Annotated in this window: 16 protein-coding genes, 1 other RNA gene and 1 riboswitch; of the genes, 5 read left to right on the forward strand and 12 right to left on the reverse strand. The window is 54.0% G+C overall.

Annotated elements, in window-relative coordinates; translation table 11 throughout:
• Positions 1 to 21 precede the first annotated feature (21 nt).
• Positions 22 to 1392 carry a substrate-binding domain-containing protein gene (locus ABD892_RS08110; RefSeq protein ID WP_345194977.1) on the reverse strand — a complete coding sequence of 457 codons (1371 nt, stop codon included), beginning with the start codon at positions 1390 to 1392 and terminating at the stop codon, positions 22 to 24.
• Positions 1393 to 1523: 131 nt separating this feature from the next.
• Here ABD892_RS08110 and ABD892_RS08115 point away from each other — a divergent pair, with 131 nt between their 5' ends.
• The 3 genes from ABD892_RS08115 to ABD892_RS08125 all read left to right on the forward strand — a co-directional run bounded on the left by ABD892_RS08115 (position 1524) and on the right by ABD892_RS08125 (position 3882).
• On the forward strand, positions 1524 to 2051 hold the full coding sequence (locus ABD892_RS08115) for a hypothetical protein (RefSeq protein ID WP_345194978.1): 528 nt from the start codon (positions 1524 to 1526) through the stop codon (positions 2049 to 2051).
• Positions 2052 to 2119: 68 nt separating this feature from the next.
• Entirely contained in the window at positions 2120 to 2722 is a 603-nt protein-coding gene (locus tag ABD892_RS08120; protein ID WP_345194979.1) for a peptidylprolyl isomerase, read from the forward strand.
• Between the two features lie 158 nt (positions 2723 to 2880).
• Positions 2881 to 3882: a hypothetical protein gene (locus ABD892_RS08125; RefSeq protein ID WP_345194981.1), complete on the forward strand. Its 1002-nt coding sequence runs from the start codon at positions 2881 to 2883 to the stop codon at positions 3880 to 3882.
• A gap of 50 nt (positions 3883 to 3932) precedes the next feature.
• Here ABD892_RS08125 and recR read toward each other — a convergent pair whose 3' ends face one another.
• The 7 genes from recR to ABD892_RS08160 all read right to left on the reverse strand — a co-directional run bounded on the left by recR (position 3933) and on the right by ABD892_RS08160 (position 9992).
• Positions 3933 to 4535: a recombination mediator RecR gene (recR, locus tag ABD892_RS08130; RefSeq protein ID WP_345194983.1), complete on the reverse strand. Its 603-nt coding sequence runs from the start codon at positions 4533 to 4535 to the stop codon at positions 3933 to 3935.
• 13 nt (positions 4536 to 4548) lie between these two features.
• Positions 4549 to 4875 (reverse strand): YbaB/EbfC family nucleoid-associated protein, encoded by a 327-nt coding sequence (locus tag ABD892_RS08135; protein ID WP_345194984.1) that lies wholly within the window; start codon positions 4873 to 4875, stop codon positions 4549 to 4551.
• Between the two features lie 74 nt (positions 4876 to 4949).
• Complete coding sequence (dnaX, locus tag ABD892_RS08140) at positions 4950 to 6881, reverse strand: DNA polymerase III subunit gamma/tau (protein ID WP_345194985.1); 1932 nt, start codon at positions 6879 to 6881, stop codon at positions 4950 to 4952.
• 249 nt (positions 6882 to 7130) lie between these two features.
• Positions 7131 to 7227, reverse strand: an RNA gene (ffs, locus tag ABD892_RS08145) — signal recognition particle sRNA small type.
• A gap of 85 nt (positions 7228 to 7312) precedes the next feature.
• A complete protein-coding gene (locus ABD892_RS08150; protein ID WP_425559204.1) occupies positions 7313 to 7957 on the reverse strand; it encodes a TMEM165/GDT1 family protein in 645 nt (214 codons plus the stop codon).
• Positions 7958 to 7963: 6 nt separating this feature from the next.
• A riboswitch (yybP-ykoY riboswitch) is annotated at positions 7964 to 8091 on the reverse strand.
• A 30-nt stretch (positions 8092 to 8121) separates the two neighbouring features.
• On the reverse strand, positions 8122 to 9300 hold the full coding sequence (gene pncB, locus ABD892_RS08155; protein WP_345194986.1) for a nicotinate phosphoribosyltransferase: 1179 nt from the start codon (positions 9298 to 9300) through the stop codon (positions 8122 to 8124).
• A gap of 41 nt (positions 9301 to 9341) precedes the next feature.
• Positions 9342 to 9992 carry a nicotinamidase gene (locus tag ABD892_RS08160; protein WP_345194988.1) on the reverse strand — a complete coding sequence of 217 codons (651 nt, stop codon included), beginning with the start codon at positions 9990 to 9992 and terminating at the stop codon, positions 9342 to 9344.
• 175 nt (positions 9993 to 10167) lie between these two features.
• On the opposite strand from ABD892_RS08160, the gene ABD892_RS08165 reads away from it, so the two are divergent.
• Positions 10168 to 10851, forward strand: coding sequence for an NUDIX hydrolase (locus ABD892_RS08165; protein WP_345194989.1), 684 nt, complete (start codon positions 10168 to 10170; stop codon positions 10849 to 10851).
• Between the two features lie 4 nt (positions 10852 to 10855).
• Here ABD892_RS08165 and ABD892_RS08170 read toward each other — a convergent pair whose 3' ends face one another.
• Positions 10856 to 11800 (reverse strand): TIGR01777 family oxidoreductase, encoded by a 945-nt coding sequence (locus ABD892_RS08170; protein WP_345194990.1) that lies wholly within the window; start codon positions 11798 to 11800, stop codon positions 10856 to 10858.
• A 100-nt stretch (positions 11801 to 11900) separates the two neighbouring features.
• On the opposite strand from ABD892_RS08170, the gene ABD892_RS08175 reads away from it, so the two are divergent.
• Positions 11901 to 12236, forward strand: a complete 336-nt coding sequence (locus ABD892_RS08175) for a c-type cytochrome (RefSeq protein ID WP_345194993.1) — start codon at positions 11901 to 11903, stop codon at positions 12234 to 12236.
• A 17-nt stretch (positions 12237 to 12253) separates the two neighbouring features.
• On the opposite strand, the gene ABD892_RS08180 is transcribed toward ABD892_RS08175, so the two are convergent.
• The 3 genes from ABD892_RS08180 to ABD892_RS08190 form a co-directional block, all read right to left on the reverse strand.
• Complete coding sequence (locus tag ABD892_RS08180; protein WP_345194994.1) at positions 12254 to 13750, reverse strand: carboxypeptidase M32; 1497 nt, start codon at positions 13748 to 13750, stop codon at positions 12254 to 12256.
• A gap of 197 nt (positions 13751 to 13947) precedes the next feature.
• A complete protein-coding gene (locus ABD892_RS08185) occupies positions 13948 to 17106 on the reverse strand; it encodes an efflux RND transporter permease subunit (RefSeq protein ID WP_345194996.1) in 3159 nt (1052 codons plus the stop codon).
• 3 nt (positions 17107 to 17109) lie between these two features.
• A complete protein-coding gene (locus ABD892_RS08190) occupies positions 17110 to 18282 on the reverse strand; it encodes an efflux RND transporter periplasmic adaptor subunit (protein WP_345194997.1) in 1173 nt (390 codons plus the stop codon).
• Positions 18283 to 18677: the final 395 nt, after the last annotated feature.

Below are 18677 nucleotides of genomic sequence, written 5' to 3' on the forward strand. Positions count from 1 at the left end.
CAACCAGTCTAAAGAAGCATCTTATAAAGTCTCCGCGACCGTCCCGGCCTCAGGACGATACCAGACCTCCACCCGACGGTTTTTCATCTTCCCTGAATCGGTTTGTTGATCCGTCAAAGCCAGATAAGCGCCAAACCCCAAAACATCAACCTGAGCCCGGGGGACCCCCTCACGGATTAAGGCCTGACGCACTACGCGCGCCCGTAACCGGGAAAGTAGCCTGGCATTGGGATTATAGCCTTTGTTTTCCGCAAAACCGACCAGAAGCAGTCGACCGGGTTGCTCTTTCAGGAACAATGCGAGTCGTTCAATATCTTTAAGCGCCTTATTGTCCAGCCTGGCCTTGCCTTCGTAAAAACGGAAATTCACCGACAATCGATAGTGGCGGTCGACCTGTTCACGATAGACTATCGGCTCATCATTCAATACCGGCGACAGCGGCTTTACATTCTGGGATATATATCCCACGTGATCGACCATACTCTGCCCCTGCTGACTCACGGCAAAGCCCATAAAATCCTGCGCATATGCATTGGGGTGAACCGAGGGAAGATAAAGGAAAAGACGACGCGCCAATGCGTAATCTTCCGTCGCCACCGTCAGCCTGCCAGGCTGCAATGCACGGGCCTCGCCACTGGCAATGGCCAGCGCTCTGGCCTGCCCGATCGTATTCAGGCTCACAAAGCCGATAGCTCCACGCTCGGCTGCCACGCGTCCGGATAGCACCGCATTGGACTCAAACCGGATAGCAGACGGTGTCAACGGGTAGGCCTTACCTAATACCAGCTTTCGAAACGTATCCCAAGTGCCTGACCGTTCGTCCCGTGCATGGACCACTATAGGATGATCTTCACCACCGAGTTCTGACCAGTTCGACACTTCACCGGCAAAAATCCGCGCCACCTGATCAATCGTCAGCTGTTGCAACGGGTTGTCCGGGTGTACAACAACCGCGATACCATCAATACCAACCACAAACTCCGACGAGGCCGACATCAAGTCACCATACCGCACCAGCGCCAACCGCTCCCGCTTGCGAATCGGGCGTGATGACGCCGCCATATCCGCCTCATCATTCAGTAATGCCCTGAAACCGCTGGAACTGCCATGCGCCTTGACGTTTACGGTCACATGGCGACCACTGGAATGAAGGGCCACAACCTGCAGTTCATTTTCCACGGCCGTTGTCTGTATTTGCACCTGCTGAAAGCCACGCACCATCAACCAGTCCCTCACCAGCTCTGGTGCCAGGCGCGCGCCAATAGTATTGGATCCCTGTATCGTGAACAGCACCTCAGGCGGGTCAACAAACAGGTTCGACGCAATTTGCTCACTGGCCCGCAGTGATGTGACGCCTGCCATCAGCATGACAACCAGCAGTAAACGTACCATGTATCCGTACTCCCCCTCGTCCGTTTTATTGCAATCATTCGTTTTAGCTGATAAGAAAATTAGCAGTACAATATTGCGAAAACATGACACGGGGTCTGCGGTATCAGCCGCACCAAACAACGGATATCTGTATGACAGCCACTTACGACCTGATTTTCTCCGGAGAGATCAACGACAATGTGGAAGAAACGCAGGTGCGGAAAAACGTCGCCGCACTGTTCAAGGCAAGCCCGGCACAGGTTGAGAAGCTGTTTTCCGGCAAAACCGTGGTTCTAAAAAACGGATTGGATGAAGCGACAGCGAAAAAGTACCAGGCCGCCTTAAAAAAAGCCGGTGCCATCTGCCAGCTGAGACCCAAACAGACCGAAAACGAAGCCGCACCGCACCCCAAACCCTCTCCGAAAGCGGCACCAGACCCCAAAGCGTCACCAAAACCTTCGACCAGTGACAAAACACAAATCGACACCCCTGATACAGGTATCACCGTGGCACCTGCCGGCGCTGACGTTCAGGACAAGAAACCGGAGCCTCACTACGACGTACCAGACACCAGCAGCATTAGCCTGCGCCCTCAATCGGGTTATCTGGTTGACCCCTCACAGGATGAGCCACCGCCAGCACCTGACACCAGCCACATTACACTCGACTCACAGGATTAATCCGTTACTGCCCCTGTCGATTAAGGCGGGGACACACACTATCCACTCAACAGCGATGGAAACCTACCATGCACAGTCGCATACTCACTTTCGTTGGCGCATTACTGTTACTGATCACGGGTATCAGTCATGCCAGCTCGCCGGAGCCGGTCACCAGCTCACCGAAACCTCAAACGGACAACGTGGTCGTTGATATCAACACCAGCCAGGGTACGATCACCCTCAACCTTGATAAGAAACACTCCCCTGAAACCGTTCGCAACTTCCTCCAGTATGCCAACGAAGGATTTTACGACGGCACCATCTTCCACCGGGTTATCGCCAACTTCATGATACAAGGTGGCGGCATGACGCCGGACATGGACCGCAAACAGACGCACCAGCCGATTCGGAACGAGTCAGGTAACGGCCTGACCAATCGGCGAGGCACCATCGCCATGGCCAGAACCAATAACCCGGACAGCGCAACCAGCCAATTCTTTATCAACCTGGTTGATAACAATTACCTTGACGGCTCGCAATCGCAACCCGGCTACACCGTTTTTGGCGAGGTCATCGACGGCATGAACGTGGTGGAGAAGATCGGTAAAACCCGTACAACCCGTAAAGGACCCCATGCGGATGTTCCATCAGAAACCATTACTATTACAAGCGTCACTGTACGCCAGTAACGGCCAACCGCCCCATATTCGCCATGACCTGTAACCGGTCATGGCCTGTCAGGGAGGCCAACCCAAACATTTAACGCTTTGTTACTATTCCCCTCAACAAGCAAAGCAAGCCCAGTTGTTTTCCATAAAAAAACTTTTCAAAAGACAAAGGACGGGTAATGCGTAAATTACCACTTCTCCTGCTGATATTTATCCTGGCCACACTGTCGCGCCTCACACAGGCAAATGATGTATGGGCTGCTTATCCTGAAACGTTACCGCAATATGATTACAGTAGCGATAAACTGAAAAAGCACTGGGATCGTCTCACCACCGGTATTAATGAACCGTTTCCCGATGTCACCTATTTGAAAAGCATGGTGAGCCGCCATCCCGAACTGACCAGGATCATCACTGACGCACTTAACAAAGCCAACACCTCTGACGCCCAGCCCCTCACCCACGAGGCTATCAATGATGCACACTATCAACGTTACGCATTACAACTACAGGAGTCCTGGCGCGCCCTGTTCGAGGGACGATTCCAGGAAGCCAAACAGCTCGGGATACGATTGGGGCCCGCCGGCTATATCCCGGCGCTCTATGCACAATGCATTTACGCCCAGCATTTGGCGCGATCTCCCCAGGAAAAGCACGATCTTCTACGGGAGGTGATTACACTCTCTGACAGCATGCGAGATTATCAGCCAGCAACCCATTACGTCCTGTTCAGCAATGCTTACGCCAAAGCCCGCATTGCCGAAGATCTCAGCCTCAGCGAAGCCCTGGCAACCGGTTACACCAGGCCAATGAAATCAGATCTTGAACAGTTAATGTCCCTGCAACCCAACCACCTGTTCGGAGCCGCAGCACTGGGCGGTGTACACGCAGGAATTATCGAGAAGGCAGGAAAACTGGTTGCCAGGATGACCTACGGCGCTAATGAGAAAAGCATGCGAAAATGGTTTGAGCAGGCGATGAATCACACCCCTCTACCACCGGTCATCCCGCTGGAATACAGTATCGCCCTGAATCGTCTGCATGGAAGCAAAGAAGCTGAAAAAATTAAGCAACTGCTGACAAAAGCAAAGACTACCGTTCCTGTCAGTGCTGAAGAAAGTCTGGAAATGACCAAGGTGCGAGCCATGTTGAAAGAGATCGAGACAGGCAATAACAACTGATATCGAAATAAATCCGGCTATCCCGTAACAATAGATAGCCGGACTCACAGTCAGGCAGTGACCTCCCGGCGCCCGGCAAAGGCATGAGCCAGTGTACCGCCATCGACGTACTCTAACTCACCACCCAGTGGCACACCGTGGGCAATACGTGAAACCTTTAACCCACGACGACGTACCTGATCCGCCAGATAATGGGCCGTCGCCTCCCCTTCCACAGTAGGATTGGTCGCCAGAATCACTTCCTCAGCCTCAATCTCATCCAGAAGACGGAGCAACTCAGGCGCACCGATATCATTCGGACCAATACCATCGATAGGCGACAAGTGTCCCATCAGAACAAAGTAGTAACCGCGGTAACTCCCCGCCTGTTCGATAGCCAGCACATCTGCAGGTGTTTCAACGACACAGAGCAATCGCTGATCCCGCGTATGGCTGGAGCAGATCGCACAGAGTTCAGTCTCAGTTAGCGTACGACACCGCTTGCAGCGTCCTACCCCTTCCATGGCAGCCTGAAGGGTCTCTGCGAGCGCAAGCGCCCCTTCCCGGTCACGCTCCAGCAGGTGCATGGCCATGCGCTGGGCGCTCTTGGGTCCGACACCCGGCAAACAGCGCAGGGTCTCCATCAGGCGAACAATTAGCGGACTGAATGACATAGCTTGTAGTGTCTCAGAAAGGCATCTTGAAGCCGGCAGGCAAACCCATGCCACCGGTCAACTCAGCCATACGTTCCTGCTGGTTCTTTTCCAGCTTGCGCACAGCGTCGTTCACTGCCGCAGCCAGCAGATCTTCCAGCATTTCCTTCTCTTCAGTCATCAGGCTGGGGTCGATGGTGACACGGCGGACATCGTGACGCCCGTTCATGACCACCTGTACCAGACCGGCACCGGACTCACCCTGCACTTCGGCATTGGCCAGCTCTTCCTGCATTTTCTGCATCTGCTCCTGCATCTGCTGAGCCTGCTTCATCAGGTTGCCCATACCACCTTTCAACATATCCACCTCATAATGACCGACCCGCCCTGTATGGCAGGTCTGATATTGGTATTTCGTCGTTCAACGGCCGACGATCAGTCGACCGGCTCAATTGTATGATCAAGAATGGTGCCGGAGAATGTGCTGACCAGTGTCCGTACCCGCTCATCGGCATAAATACTGTTTACAGCTTCCTGCTGCCGCTCCTGTCGACGCCTTTCACGCCAGGCCGCGGGGGTTTCCCGCTCAGCGACGCCGGGCGCCACTGCCAACGTCACCGACGTGCCAAAATATTCACTGAGCGCCGTCTCCATACGTAGACGATGAGTGTCGTTGTATAAGGTATCGTGATTCTGGTCAAGCACCATGGTCAAACGATGACCGTCGACAGCTTCCAGCAGGCAATAGGAGGCAATTGTACGGGTAACACCAGCCAATGGCAGCTCCTGAAATACCGCAATCCAGCTATCCTGTGTTAACGCAGATAACGGCAGCCGCTCTGTTGACGGCGGCAATACTTCTTCAGCCGCGGGCTCAGGAACGACATTCTCTGGCACTGTGGCATCAGGAGTCACGGGGAACTCAGGCGCCACAACCTCAGGCAAGATGACTGCGACCTCGGGCTCTGGTCGCACAAACCCAGGTTCTGGAGGCACTGTTACCGGCTCAGCCAGAACAACAGACTCTTGCAGCGAAGACTCCTGCTCTATCGATTCTGCAGCCAAAGCATTGAACGCATCAGGATCGACTACGTGTGAAGGCGCAGATTCCTGCTGCACCGGTTCCTGTTGAACAGGTTCCGGCACCTCCTGAGCCATTCCAACTGCAGGCTCAGGTTCTTCACGCTCGCTTTGTTCCGGCGTCGATACAGCAGGACTACTATCCATTTGCCCTGCCGGTGCTCTTCCCTGCTGCAGCGGTTGTACCGGCGCCACCGGCACACCGTCGGGACGGAAAGCCAGCATACGCAGCATAACCATCTCAAAACCGGTGCGCGGATCAGGTGAGAGCGGCAGATCACGTCGACCAATCAGGCCCGACTGATAGTAAAGCTGCACATCTTCAGACGTCATCTGCCGCGCCAGAGAAAGTACGTTTTCCCGATCCCCCTGGCTGTTATCCACGGCATCGGGAACAGCCTGCGCAATGGCGACCCGGTGCAGGACCGACAGCATATCCGCCAATACCGAGGCATAGTCAGGCCCATGTTCCGCCAGCCCCGCAACAGTATTCAACACGTTGGATGCATCACCGGTCGCCAGTGCCGACACCACATTCAGCACCTGGCTTCGATCAATGGTACCGAGCATGGCGCTGACACCCTGCTCGGTAATCGTGTTATCACAGAAAGCAATCGCCTGGTCGGTCAGGCTGAGCGCATCACGCATACTGCCATCCGCCGCTCGCCCCAACTGCCAGAGGGCACTGGATTCGTACTGAATGCCTTCCTTATCCAAGACATCCTGCAGATGCCCCACGACCTTTTCCGGCGACATGTTCTTCAGACTAAACTGCAGGCAGCGAGACAAGATGGTGATCGGCAGTTTCTGCGGATCGGTAGTGGCCAGCAGGAACTTCACATGGGGTGGCGGCTCTTCCAGCGTTTTCAGCAGCGCATTGAAACTGTGCGGGGACAACATATGCACTTCGTCGATCAGGTAGATCTTGAAGCGGCCCCGGGTGGGCGCGTACTGGACGTTATCCAGCAGTTCGCGAGTATCTTCCACCTTGGTTCGGGAAGCAGCGTCGACTTCGATGAGATCTACAAAACGCCCCTCATCAATTTCCTGGCAGGCGGAACACTGCCCACAGGGTTCCGACGTGACACCGGTTTCGCAGTTCAGGCACTTGGCCAGGATACGGGCAATGGTCGTTTTACCAACCCCCCGGGTACCCGTGAATAGATAGGCGTGATGAAGCCGGCCGCTATCAAGGGCATTGATCAGCGCCTGCAGGACATGCACCTGTCCTACCAGCTCCTTGAAGGTACGGGGACGCCACTTTCGGGCAAGTACCTGATAACTCATTGGCTGTTCATTACTCCAGGGACAATTCCGGACACGAAATCAAGTGCCAGCCAATCTGCAGCCCCGCTCAAGCCGGGAAACCGCAACAGACGGCAGGTCATTCCACAACAGTTACAGGAAGACACTCAGGCAATTACAACGTTATATGCTAACTGAAATCACACCAGCAATGCACGAAACCACTGCATGAAATCGCCTTGATAGACACAAATCCAAGTAATGAATTGAGCAGAATAGAATGGAGGCGTCCCCTACCAGCCACACCCCGGCACATGCGCGCACTGCTACCGTTGCTCCCTTCCGGGCCTGGCGGAGTTCACAGCTGCTCATTGCGGGGGGACCGGCAAGGTCCGCCATAAAGATGCCGACTGAGAGCTCGTCGGCAGCGGGGTGCATTCTCCCCGAAAGCACGCCCGTTTGCAACCCGTTTCTCAGCCAAACAGGCTGAAAATACCGAGACCAATAAAGAGTGCAGCCGCCACAAAACGCACCCATTGCAACTTGAAGCGATCACCGGCACGACAACCTATCCATACCGCCGGTATATTGGCCAGCATCATTCCCAGTGTTGAACCAGCCACCACCATCAGCAGTGCATCATAACGCGCTGCCAGGATCACCGTTGCCACCTGGGTTTTGTCGCCGATTTCTGCCAGAAAGAAAGCCACCAACGTTGCCAGAAATGGCCCGACTTGTTTTCTGTTGTCACCCTCTTCATCCATCTTATCGGGGATCAGCGTCCACAACCCGACCCCGATGAAGGAAAGCGCCACCAGCAGTTGCAGGGTGTCCGGCGAGAAAACACCCGCCAGCCACTGCCCGACTAATCCGGCCAGCCCATGGTTCGCCAGCGTAGCAATCAAGATACCCCAGAACAGCGGCCAGAAACGTCGATAGCGGCAGGCCAGGAGTAACGCCAGCAACTGGGTTTTATCACCAATTTCTGCGATAGCGACAGTCAGTGTCGAGACAAGCAATGCATCCAAGAAAATATCCAGAAGGGCGGGTCTGACAACGTCGGAACACACTACCCTGCCCGCCCTAGGTGTCAGGATACTGCGTTCCGGTCTTGCCAAACCCGGGAACCCGTGACAGGTTCCGGCAGGTCGCGATCACCATGACCATGAGGGCCAAGTGTGTTGATGATCACGCTACAAGGGAGCCGACAGACGACTCCCGGGAGCAGGCTACTCCCCGGTAACAGGGCCGTATCCTAGCGGGATACAGCTGAAGTTACAAATCAGCACAACCCGTAGACGTGGCGCAACTGGGCAATGTAGCCCTTGTCTAAGCACAGCGTCTTACCGGGCGCATCAGAAATCTTCGCCACTGGCTGGCCGTTACAGCTCACCAGTTTCAACACGATACTCAGGGGTGAGGCGCCAACATCATTGGTCAGCCAGGTACCAATCCCGAAACTGACACGGATGCGATCACGGAAATGACGGAAGATGCGTAGCGCCATATCAAGGTTTAACCCATCACTGAAGACCAGTGTTCGTGTTAATGGATCAACACCCAGTGATTCATAATGGGAAACTGCTTTTTCCCCCCAGACAATGGGATCACCTGAATCATGACGCATGCCCTGATAAGCCTGAGCCAGGCCCCGATTAAAATCATTCAGGAAGGCATCCATATTAATGGTATCCGTCAAGGCGATACCCAACTCACCGCCATACTCCTCAAGCCAGACCTTAAGTGCCTGCTTCTGGCTGGAACCCAGATCGGGCGCGAGCGCCTGATGCGCCTGCAGCCATTCATGGGCCATGGTTCCTACAGGCCTCAGACCAAACTCTCGAGCCAGCATGACATTGCTTGTTCCGGTAAACTGGGTCGGCACGGACTCAGCCAGGCAAGCGATCAACTCACGCTGCCAGGCACCACTGAAACGCCGGCGGGTACCAAAATCCACAAAACTAAACCCGTCGTACATCCGCTGACTGGCGGCGCCACGGAGCTGATCCAGTTTATCGGACAACCGACGGCGCCCTTCGTCCAGACTCATGACCGGATCAAGATAACGGCCATACAACTCACTGACGATCGCCAGAATGTAGATTTCAAACAGGGTGATTTCCAGCCAGCTGCCACGGATATCAATTTCCAACCCCTGCGCACCGGCACGGATGGTGACGCAGTCCGGATCCAGGCGCGAGGCCTGCAGATAGTCGAGGTAATCCTTACGGAACAGGCCCGTCGTTTCCATCCATTGTCGCTCATCCAGGGAAAGACGCAGGTTTGCCAGGGCAACGACTTCCTCACGAATACGCTCCGCCAGTGGTGCCAGGTTTGTGTTCGTCCGGCAATGAAAGCGGGCTTCCACCACTGCATCAGGATAATGATGAAAAATCGCCTGCTGCATGGTGAACTTGTAAAAATCCGTATCCAGTAACGACGAAATAACCGGTCCGGTCATACAACGATCTGCTCTTTTATAATCACAAAAAACCGATACCGTCAGTCATCAACACCATCAAAATCACTGACAGAATCAACAAATTCAGCACCCGCCTCAGCCATTTCCCGGCAGGCAGACTGCGATGAATCCGGCGCCAACCCACGACAGGCAGCCCAGTTCACAACCACCCGAAAGCCAGCCCTCAACAATTGCAGCACAGTGGTCCGGACACAGTAATCAAGCGCCAACCCACCGACCAACACCGTATCAACGTCCTGCTGCCGAAGGAATTCTATGACCCCCGTACTGCGCTGCTCTGCCAGGTCGTGGTAACAGGCACCATAAGGGTGTATATCGGGTTCAACGCCCTTCCAGACGAAGTAGTCGTACGCAGCAATCTCGGGCAACCCATCCAGCAACTCAAAACCCTGCGTACCCGGCACTGCGTGAATCGGCCATCGGACATCGACATTCTCCCCGGCAACCGGAGACAATACTGGCCGTTCTGCATCAGCAATCCATACCGCCGATGGCGGATGGGCATCTTTGGAGCCAATGCGATAACGGGCACAGGCGGCCTGACGGTTCAACTCCTCCACAATCAAGTGGCCTTCCGGAACCGGTAATTCCTGCGGGCAAAGTGGTGTGAAACACTTCTGTGCATCGACATCAAACGCTGCCGTCCGCTCTCTACTTGCCAGCTTCCGCATAACCAACTGACCACATAATGAACTATATTCATTAACATAGTGAATATAGTTCACTAACCTGTCAAGATAACACAGTACAGGTATACTGACGAAAGGGTTTCAGCCGGTTACTGGCAAGCAGCGCAAACAACGGCTTTTAGAGAGATTCATGCCAACAGAAAGGACAACCACCGCCATGTCAGTGTCAACGGCACTGATTTCCGTTGATGTGGCGGCATTTCGGATACACGAAGGAAAACTCCAGGTCTTGACTCGTCTGCCGGATGCACAAGCGACTACCGTCAAACCGGCCCTGCCGGCAGGCAGAATCAAACCCGAACTGGATAATGAACTGGATGATGCGGCACGCCGGCAGGTACGCACATTAATCGATGCCGAACCGGGCTATCTTGAGCAGGTCGCTTCTATTGGCAACCATTACCGGGATTCCCGGGGCTGGTCACTGACGGTTGTCTACTGCGCCCTGCTCGGTGCAGATCTGGCTATCTCCGATAGTCCGTTGGCATGCTGGTGTGATATTCAGGATGGCAGCCCTGTATGCGCGTTATCTTACGATCACACCGCATTGGTAGAAGAAGCGATCAGACGACTGCAAAGCAAGATCCAATACACAACAATTCCTCTTTATCTCCTGCCTGAACTCTTCACGCTTGCGGATATCCGGGATGCCTTTCGCATCATCCTTGGCAAAGCACCTCCCATGCGCTCTATCCGTAACCGCTTTCTGGCGGGCAATCTACTAGAAGACAGTGGCCAGAAGCGCCGCGGCAGCAATCGACCTGCAAGCCTCTATCGTCTCGCTGACCGAAACTGCACACGCCTCTTCAATCGGCTTTACCATACGACACAATCTGAATAACAGGTTAGCGAGCCGCCAACAGATCCTTTAGCGCATCGTCCAGTTTGGGGAAAGCGAAAGAAAAACCATGCTCCACCACCCTGGTCGGGATCACACGTTGCCCACTCAGCAGCAATGAAGCGGACTCCCCCAACAGCATGCGCAATGCTAGGCCCGGCATCGGCAAAAGGCAGGGCCGATGAAGGGTTGATGCCAGTGCCTGTGATAGCTGATCGTTGGTCACGGCATGAGGTGCCGTGACATTGAATGCCCCTGATAACGACGAATCCCTGAGGAGAAACAGGATAATACTGACCATATCGCGGATATGGATCCAAGAAACCACCTGATGACCATCCCCCATTCGCCCACCCAGTCCAAAACGAAACGGCGGCAACATTTTGGATAACGCACCGTAGCCCGGGTGCAGAACAATCCCCGTGCGCAGCAGGCAGACCCGCATGCCCAACGCCTCCATATCCCTGGCTTCCTTTTCCCAACGACGACAGAGGTCTGCCGCAAAGTCGTCACCCGACGTATCCTGTTCCGCGAGATTGACATCACCGCCATGCATCCCGTAATAGCCGATAGCAGAACCGCTGATCAGTACCCCAGGCCGGGTATCCAGTCGTTCAAAGCATTCACGCAATTGCCGGGTGACACCGATACGGCTGTCCATCAATACCTGTTTGCGTGCGGTTGTCCAACGCTTATTGAAAAGCCCCTCGCCTGCAAGATTGATACAGGCATCAATCCCGGGCTGATCCTGTAACTCTTCCAGTGACAAGACGACGCTGACTGATGGCCCCAGTATGTTGATGACCCGATCCAGCGGCGGGCGCGCATACACAATGACCCGCCAGCCATCCGCCAGCAACTCAGGCACCAGGAACCGTCCTATAAACCCCGTTGCCCCAGTCACCAGAACCGTCTTTTCAGCTCCATTCTTCCCTGCAACACTGTCACTCATGGCATCCACCCTTGTGGGGATTAGTCGATCATGTTCTTCCAGTATAATGCCAGCAAACGGTTATCCCTTTGCAATAGCAAGGACAGCACCCGGAGACATTATGAAATCCAGCCGACACGCCGTCACCAGCCTTCTGCTCATAACCCTGATAGGCCAGGCCTTCGCAGACAACGTCTCCACAAACAAAATACCACTGGAAAAATTACAAGCAGTTGTACAAGCGAAAGGCTGTGCCAGCTGCCACGGAACCCGTGGCCAGGGCAACCCCGCCATGAAAGGACCCAGACTGGCCGGCCAGACAGCAGACGCGCTGGCCAGTAAACTGCGCGACTATCGCAATGGCGAAATTAAAAACCCGACCATGAATGTTATGGCCTATCGGCTTTCCGATCAGGACATCGTTGAGCTGTCAGGCTATTTCAGTCGATTCCAATAACCGCTTTAAACAGACTTTTAGGCACCCTTTAAATAACGTTGCTCGAGATGCTGACGGAAATACGCTGGATTGAGCGTTTCTCCCGTTGCAGACTGAATCAGTGCATCCGTTTCCAGCCGGGAACCCTGCTGCCATATTCCGTTACGCAACCAGTCAAATATTCCCTGAAGATTCCCCGCACGAATCTGCGCATCAACATCCGGCTGTTCCTTACGCAGTGCGGAAAATAGCTGCGCAGCGACCATGGCACCCAGGGTATAACTGGGGAAGTAACCAAAAGAACCGTCAGTCCAGTGAATATCCTGCATACAGCCATCGCGGTAATTGCCCTGTGTATTCAACCCCAGCGAAGCCTGCATTTTCTCATCCCAGAGCGCAGGGATATCAGCTACTTCAATCCGCCCTTCAACCAGGTCGCGCTCTATCTCATAGCGAAGAATGATGTGGGCAGGATAGGTCACCTCATCAGCATCAACACGGATAAAGCCAGGGCTGACCCGATCATAGATACGACAAAGGTTATCCAGCTCAAGCGCCGGATCATCACCCAAAGCAAGTGACTCAACAATCCACGGTGCGATCAACGATAAAAATGCCGGGCTGCGCCCCAACTGCATTTCAAAAAACAGGCTTTGGCTTTCATGAATTCCCATTGAGCGTGACTCGCTCACCGGCAAACCCAACATTGCCGCCGGCCTATTCTGTTCATAGCGGGCATGACCGGTTTCATGGATAATCCCCATTAACGCTTGGGTAAAGTCATCCTCGTTGTAGCGGGTGGTAATACGCACATCTTCCGGTACACCACCACAAAAGGGGTGCACGCTGACATCCAGGCGTCCGTGATCAAAATCAAATCCCAACAACGTCATGATCTTGCGCCCCAGCGCCGCCTGCTTTTCAATTGCGAAAGGCCCTTTGGGCGTCAATACTGCATCCTGCTTCTGCTGTTCACACACGGTCTGAATCAATGACGGCAACCAGGATTTCACGTCAGCAAAAATGCGATCCAGTTCTGCAATGCTCATACCCGGCTCATACAGATCCAGCAAGGCATCATAGGGCGAACAATTCATGCTTTCGGCACGGATTTGCGCCTCTTCCCTGGAGAGTTTGACAACGGCTTCCAGATTCACAGCAAACCCTTGCCAATCGTTTTCCTTACGCTGTGTTCGCCAGGCGTGCTCACAGGCACTGCCTGCCAGGCTCTTGGCCTGCACCAGCGCCTCGGGAATCACCGTAGCCTGTTGCCAGACACGGCGCATTTCACGCAATGAAGCCTTGCTGTCAGCATCCGCCGCGTCACTGTCAGCCTCATCCAACCATTCCCCAACATGAGAGTGTGTTTTTTCCCGATGAATAATGACGGCCAGCTCGGCCAGAGCTTCACTGCGCGCCTGATTGCCGCCAGGCGGCATCATGGCGGCCTGATCCCATTGTCCCATCGCGGCAAGATGGGTTAAGCGATGAATTTTCCGAAAATGTTCCTGCAGGTTTTCCAGCGCATTGCCCATAGTTTCACCCTTTGATTGAGCCAACTCGAATCATCACCTACCCGTTGAATCCTCGATATTGAAGGTCGACACCGGTGCTTTTCGTTTGCAGCAGCGGCAGGGATGCCGCGGTAGCATCGCAGGACAGGAGTCCTGTGGATGCGGCGGAAAACGGAAAGCACCGGTGTCGACCCACCCCGATCTCACCCAGACAGCACTCACCGTTTCCCCAGAGCTGCCAGACCAGCGCCTTGCCACACACGCTGCCTGATAGCAGCCAGATCATCCAGCATCATATACAACGCAGGAATCAGGAAAAGAGTGATAACCGTCGCAAACAAAATACCGAACCCGAGGGATACTGCCATCGGTATCACAAACTGTGCCTGCAGACTCTTTTCCAGAAGAATCGGCACAAGCCCCAGGAAGGTCGTCAGTGATGTCAGGATAATCGCCCGGAAACGATTTTCCCCCGCCTGCAACACAGCATCACGTAACCGCATGCCCGCTTCGCGCCCCCGGTTAATAAAGTCGACGAGAATCAGGCTGTCATTCACCAACACTCCCGCCAGTGCAATAAGCCCGTATATCGATAACATACTGAGGTTAAGACCCAATACACCATGTCCAAACACAGCCCCGATCAAACCAAACGGGATAATAGACATGATAATAAAGGGCTGGGTATAGGAACGCAGTGGAATGGCAATCAGCGCATAAATCATAAACAGTGCCAAAAGACCCGCCTGCGACAGTTTACTCAGCGTTTTCTGCTCTTCCAGACTGGCGCCTTCAAGTCCATGTTCAATGCCTGGATAGCGTTTCAGCATCTCCGGCATAAACACGTTATTGATATCATCGATCACTGTCGTCGGTTCCAGACGGGACGTATCAACATCAGCACTGACGGCAATACTGCGCTTACCATCCAACCGCCGGATCGACGCATAGCCCTGTCCGCGTTCCAATTCAGCCACTTCTTCCAGCGGGACAGCATCCCCATTGGCCGTTCTAATTCGGACACATTCCAACTGGGCCAGTGTTTTGCGCTCATCCTCCGGATAGCGCAGCAACACCCGGATTTCATCACTGTAGCGCTGAAAACGTTCCACTTCTTCGCCATAAAACCCCTGACGAATTTGCCCTCCCAGATCGGCCAGGCTCAACCCTAACGCCCGGGCACCGGGTTTCAGTGAAAGGATGATTTCATCACGACCGGATTCAAAGGAGTTTTCAATGCTGTGCACGCCGTCCGTCATGCGAAGGTACTGTTCCAGTTCCCGGGCGGCAGCCTGCAGCTGCGGATAATTATCGCCATTCAACTGGAAAAACAGGGGCTTGCCTCCACCGGCATTCTCCCCCGCTTTGATATCCAACACTCGAATACCCGGCAGATCACCCACCCGCTGCCGCCAGAGATCGGCAATCTCATAAGCATCCAGCGTACGACCTTCCGCCTTGGTCATTTCCACAACAACCTGCCCGACGGTATCACCGTTCGTGAAGATCAGAACATGCTTCAATAACCCGAAGCTGTCAGGATGTTCTTCTCGGTAGTCGCTATCCAATGCACGAATAGCAACTTGCAGTTTTTCCAGGGTCTGATTCCTGACCTCAGGCGCTGTTCCCGGATTCATTTTTACCGTGACTTCAAGAAAATCACTCGGCACCTCCGGAAAAAAGACAAACCGCACCAAACCGCCTTTCATCGCACCCATGGTTAACATCAACAAACCGACGAACAGTGCGATGGTGGCGTAACGGTGTATCACAGCCCTTTCAAGCAGCGGCCGGTAGATCCCTGCAACAAACGACAAAAGAGATTTATTGAAGCGATCCTGCAAACGACTGATCCAACCTTTTTCATCACCGACGGCGGGTAAACGTTTCATATGGGCAAGATGTGCAGGCAGAATCAACTTGGATTCCACCAGTGAAAACAACAAACACAAGATGACAACAACACCAATGGATTCAAAAAATGGTCCCGCCTGACCACCGACGGTTAATACAGGGGCAAATGCTGCAATGGTCGTCAAAACACCGAACATAGCGGGCACGACCACCCGGTTCACGCCAACGATAACGTTGTCGATAGTATGTCCCTGCTGCCCGATTTCCGTGAAAACACTCTCTCCGATGATAATGGCGTCATCGACGACAATCCCCAGTACCAGGATAAACGCGAACAGGCTGATCAGATTCACAAACACCGGAAACGGCCCCACCGGCATCAACCATATGGCGCCTAAAAAGCTGACCGGGATACCAATAATCACCCAGAAGGCGACCCGAATTCGCAAGAACAGGCTCAATACCAGAAAGACCAGCACGGCACCCGCCAGCATATTCTCCAACATCATATCCAGGCGGCCCTGCAGGTAGTAAGCACTGTCCCCCCATACTGCGACAGCAACACCCTGGGGCAGCTGGTCACGATGTTCATCCACCCACTGGGCAACGGCTGCTGAGGAAGCAATATCATCGCCATCCCCGGCAGACAGGACATTCAGACTGATGGATGGCTTGCCATTGAACAGTGACAGCGAATCATCACTGTCAAACTCTTCGCGGATATCGGCAATATCCCCGAGTCGTAACCGACTGCCATCAGGGTTTGAACGCAGGATGATGCGCGCATAATCCGTCGGCGACCAGGCTTGTCCGCGGGTACGCAGTACAATATCGCCATCCGGCGTTTCTACGGAACCGGCGGCAATATCCACGGAATCACCGCGCACAGCCTGGGCAATTTCAGCAAAGGTGAGACGATACTCACGCAGGGTATGCTCCGACACTTCGATGGCGACAATCAGATCATCATCACCAAACACCTTGACCTTACTGACCTCCGGTAGCGCCAACAGGTCATCGCGCACCCTGACTGCCACCTGGTGCAGGGAATAGGCACTGGCATCACCGTAAACCGAGAGCCAGATGACATTGTTCATCCGGTCATTCTCGACCTTGCTGATCACCGGCTTTTCCGTTTCTTCCGGCAACCCGGTAATGCCATCCACGGCCTGTTCGACATCGGTGAGAATATCATCCACCTCAAAGCCGGACTCCACATCAATAATCGTGACTCCGCTCCCTTCCCGGGCAATGGATTCAATATCCTTGATACCGGCAATTCCGTTCAGCGCTTCCTCTACCCGGATACTGATGCCCTGCTCGACATCCCCCGGTGACGCACCAGGATAATCAATCACCACCTGGATTTTATTGATTTCAAAATCGGGGAAGGTGCGCTTCTTAATACTGAATGCCGCGGCAATCCCTGCGACCACAATGATCAACATCAGCAGATTGGCGGCCACAGGGTTACGGGTAAACCAGGCAATCACACCCTGCCGTTCATAGGTTTCACTACTCACCGGTTACCCCTCGCCCGTTCCATCGGATTGACTGCGGTCGATGATCGGTATCCCCTCCAGCGGATCTTCCAGTACTGTGGTAATCAGGCGGTCTCCGGCCTGAAAACCACTATCCACATATGCCATCCCGGCCGAGGCATAACGCACGTTCACCTGGCGAAGACGCATCACCCCCTTGTCAGCCACCAGCACTTCATTGTTCCGCCGGATCAGGGAACGGGGAACCGCCTGCACACTGTCCAGAGAAATACCCGTAATGGATGCACGAACAAAGAGTCCCGCTTTCAGCGGCATCCTACTGTCTCTCTGAGTCATACCATACGGGTCATGGACTTCAGCCACCAGCACATGCATGCGGGTTGAGCCTTCAACGACACCCTCACTGCGAACAATGTCGCCTTTCCACTGGACTGCCTGGGAACCGAACTGCGCAGTCAGTGTGACCGAAGGTCCGTTCGCGATACTACCAAATGCCGGTATATCCAACAGTGGCAAACTACTAGCCGTCACTGGTAAACGCACCTCGGCACTCTCGGTGGCAAAGGTGACTCCCAATGGTGTACCCGGAGAAACATATTGACCGATATCTGCCTGGCGACTTTTGACCATGCCATCATAGGGGGCACGAATTTCTGTTTTTCCAAGATAGAGTCGCGCCTTATCCAGCTCGGCCTGTGCCGCCTTGACGTTGGCATCTGCCTCCGCAATAAACGGCTCTCTCAACAACAACGGTGGTGCGTCTGCCAACGGCCGTCCGGATTGCCGCCAGTTGACCGCTTCAGCCTGGCGTCGCGCCTGCTCTTCCGTGAGGCGTGCCTGACTCGCTGCGAGGGCGGCCTCTGCCTGACGAACCGACACCGCATAATCGAGGGGATCCAGCCGGATCAACACATCCCCCTTACGAAATACGCCACCCGCGACAAACACCGGCGACAGCCCCGTGACAAGGCCAGAGACTTCCGACACCAGCGTGGTTTCAGTGGAAGGCTGTACAGTGCCCTGACTCTCAATCTGAACAGACACGGTTTCAATCTGCAAAGATTGTGTCTCGACAAGTATACCCGGAGGAGCAGCGGCCCTAGTTTGGCGATCAGGCTGATACCCCGCCAGCAACAACGCGCCAAGTAAGAAGACAGCCAGAATAATGACCGGCAGCAGGATCTTTTTTATTGTCATAACCAATCCATGCAATCTGCTCGGAGAACAGTAATATCACATTGTCGTTGACGTTTTTTGTGATTAAAGAATACCGGTCTTCAGTGATGATTACCGCAACAATTTGATCAACTATCACCAGCAAGCTAACCAATGCCTTATACACATTCGGTATCCCTGCGTTTACCGGGGATAGCAAATGGTATCTATACTCCTCCCCTGTCGGTCTTATGACTGACAGGGGAGGAATCATGACGTCCGATAAATAACTAAGGCACTCTTTTCTGGCTTATCGGTGTTTCCAGGCATGCATTTAGTCGATGCACCTGAAAACACCTTAACTCCCGCTTAACGATCTGAAGAAGTAAGGCTAAATTGAATGAAGAGAGCGTCCCCTGTGCTCTTCAGGCAAAATA

The sequence above is a fragment of the Kistimonas scapharcae genome (assembly GCF_039540975.1).
Classification (GTDB): Bacteria; Pseudomonadota; Gammaproteobacteria; order Pseudomonadales; family Endozoicomonadaceae; genus Kistimonas; species Kistimonas scapharcae.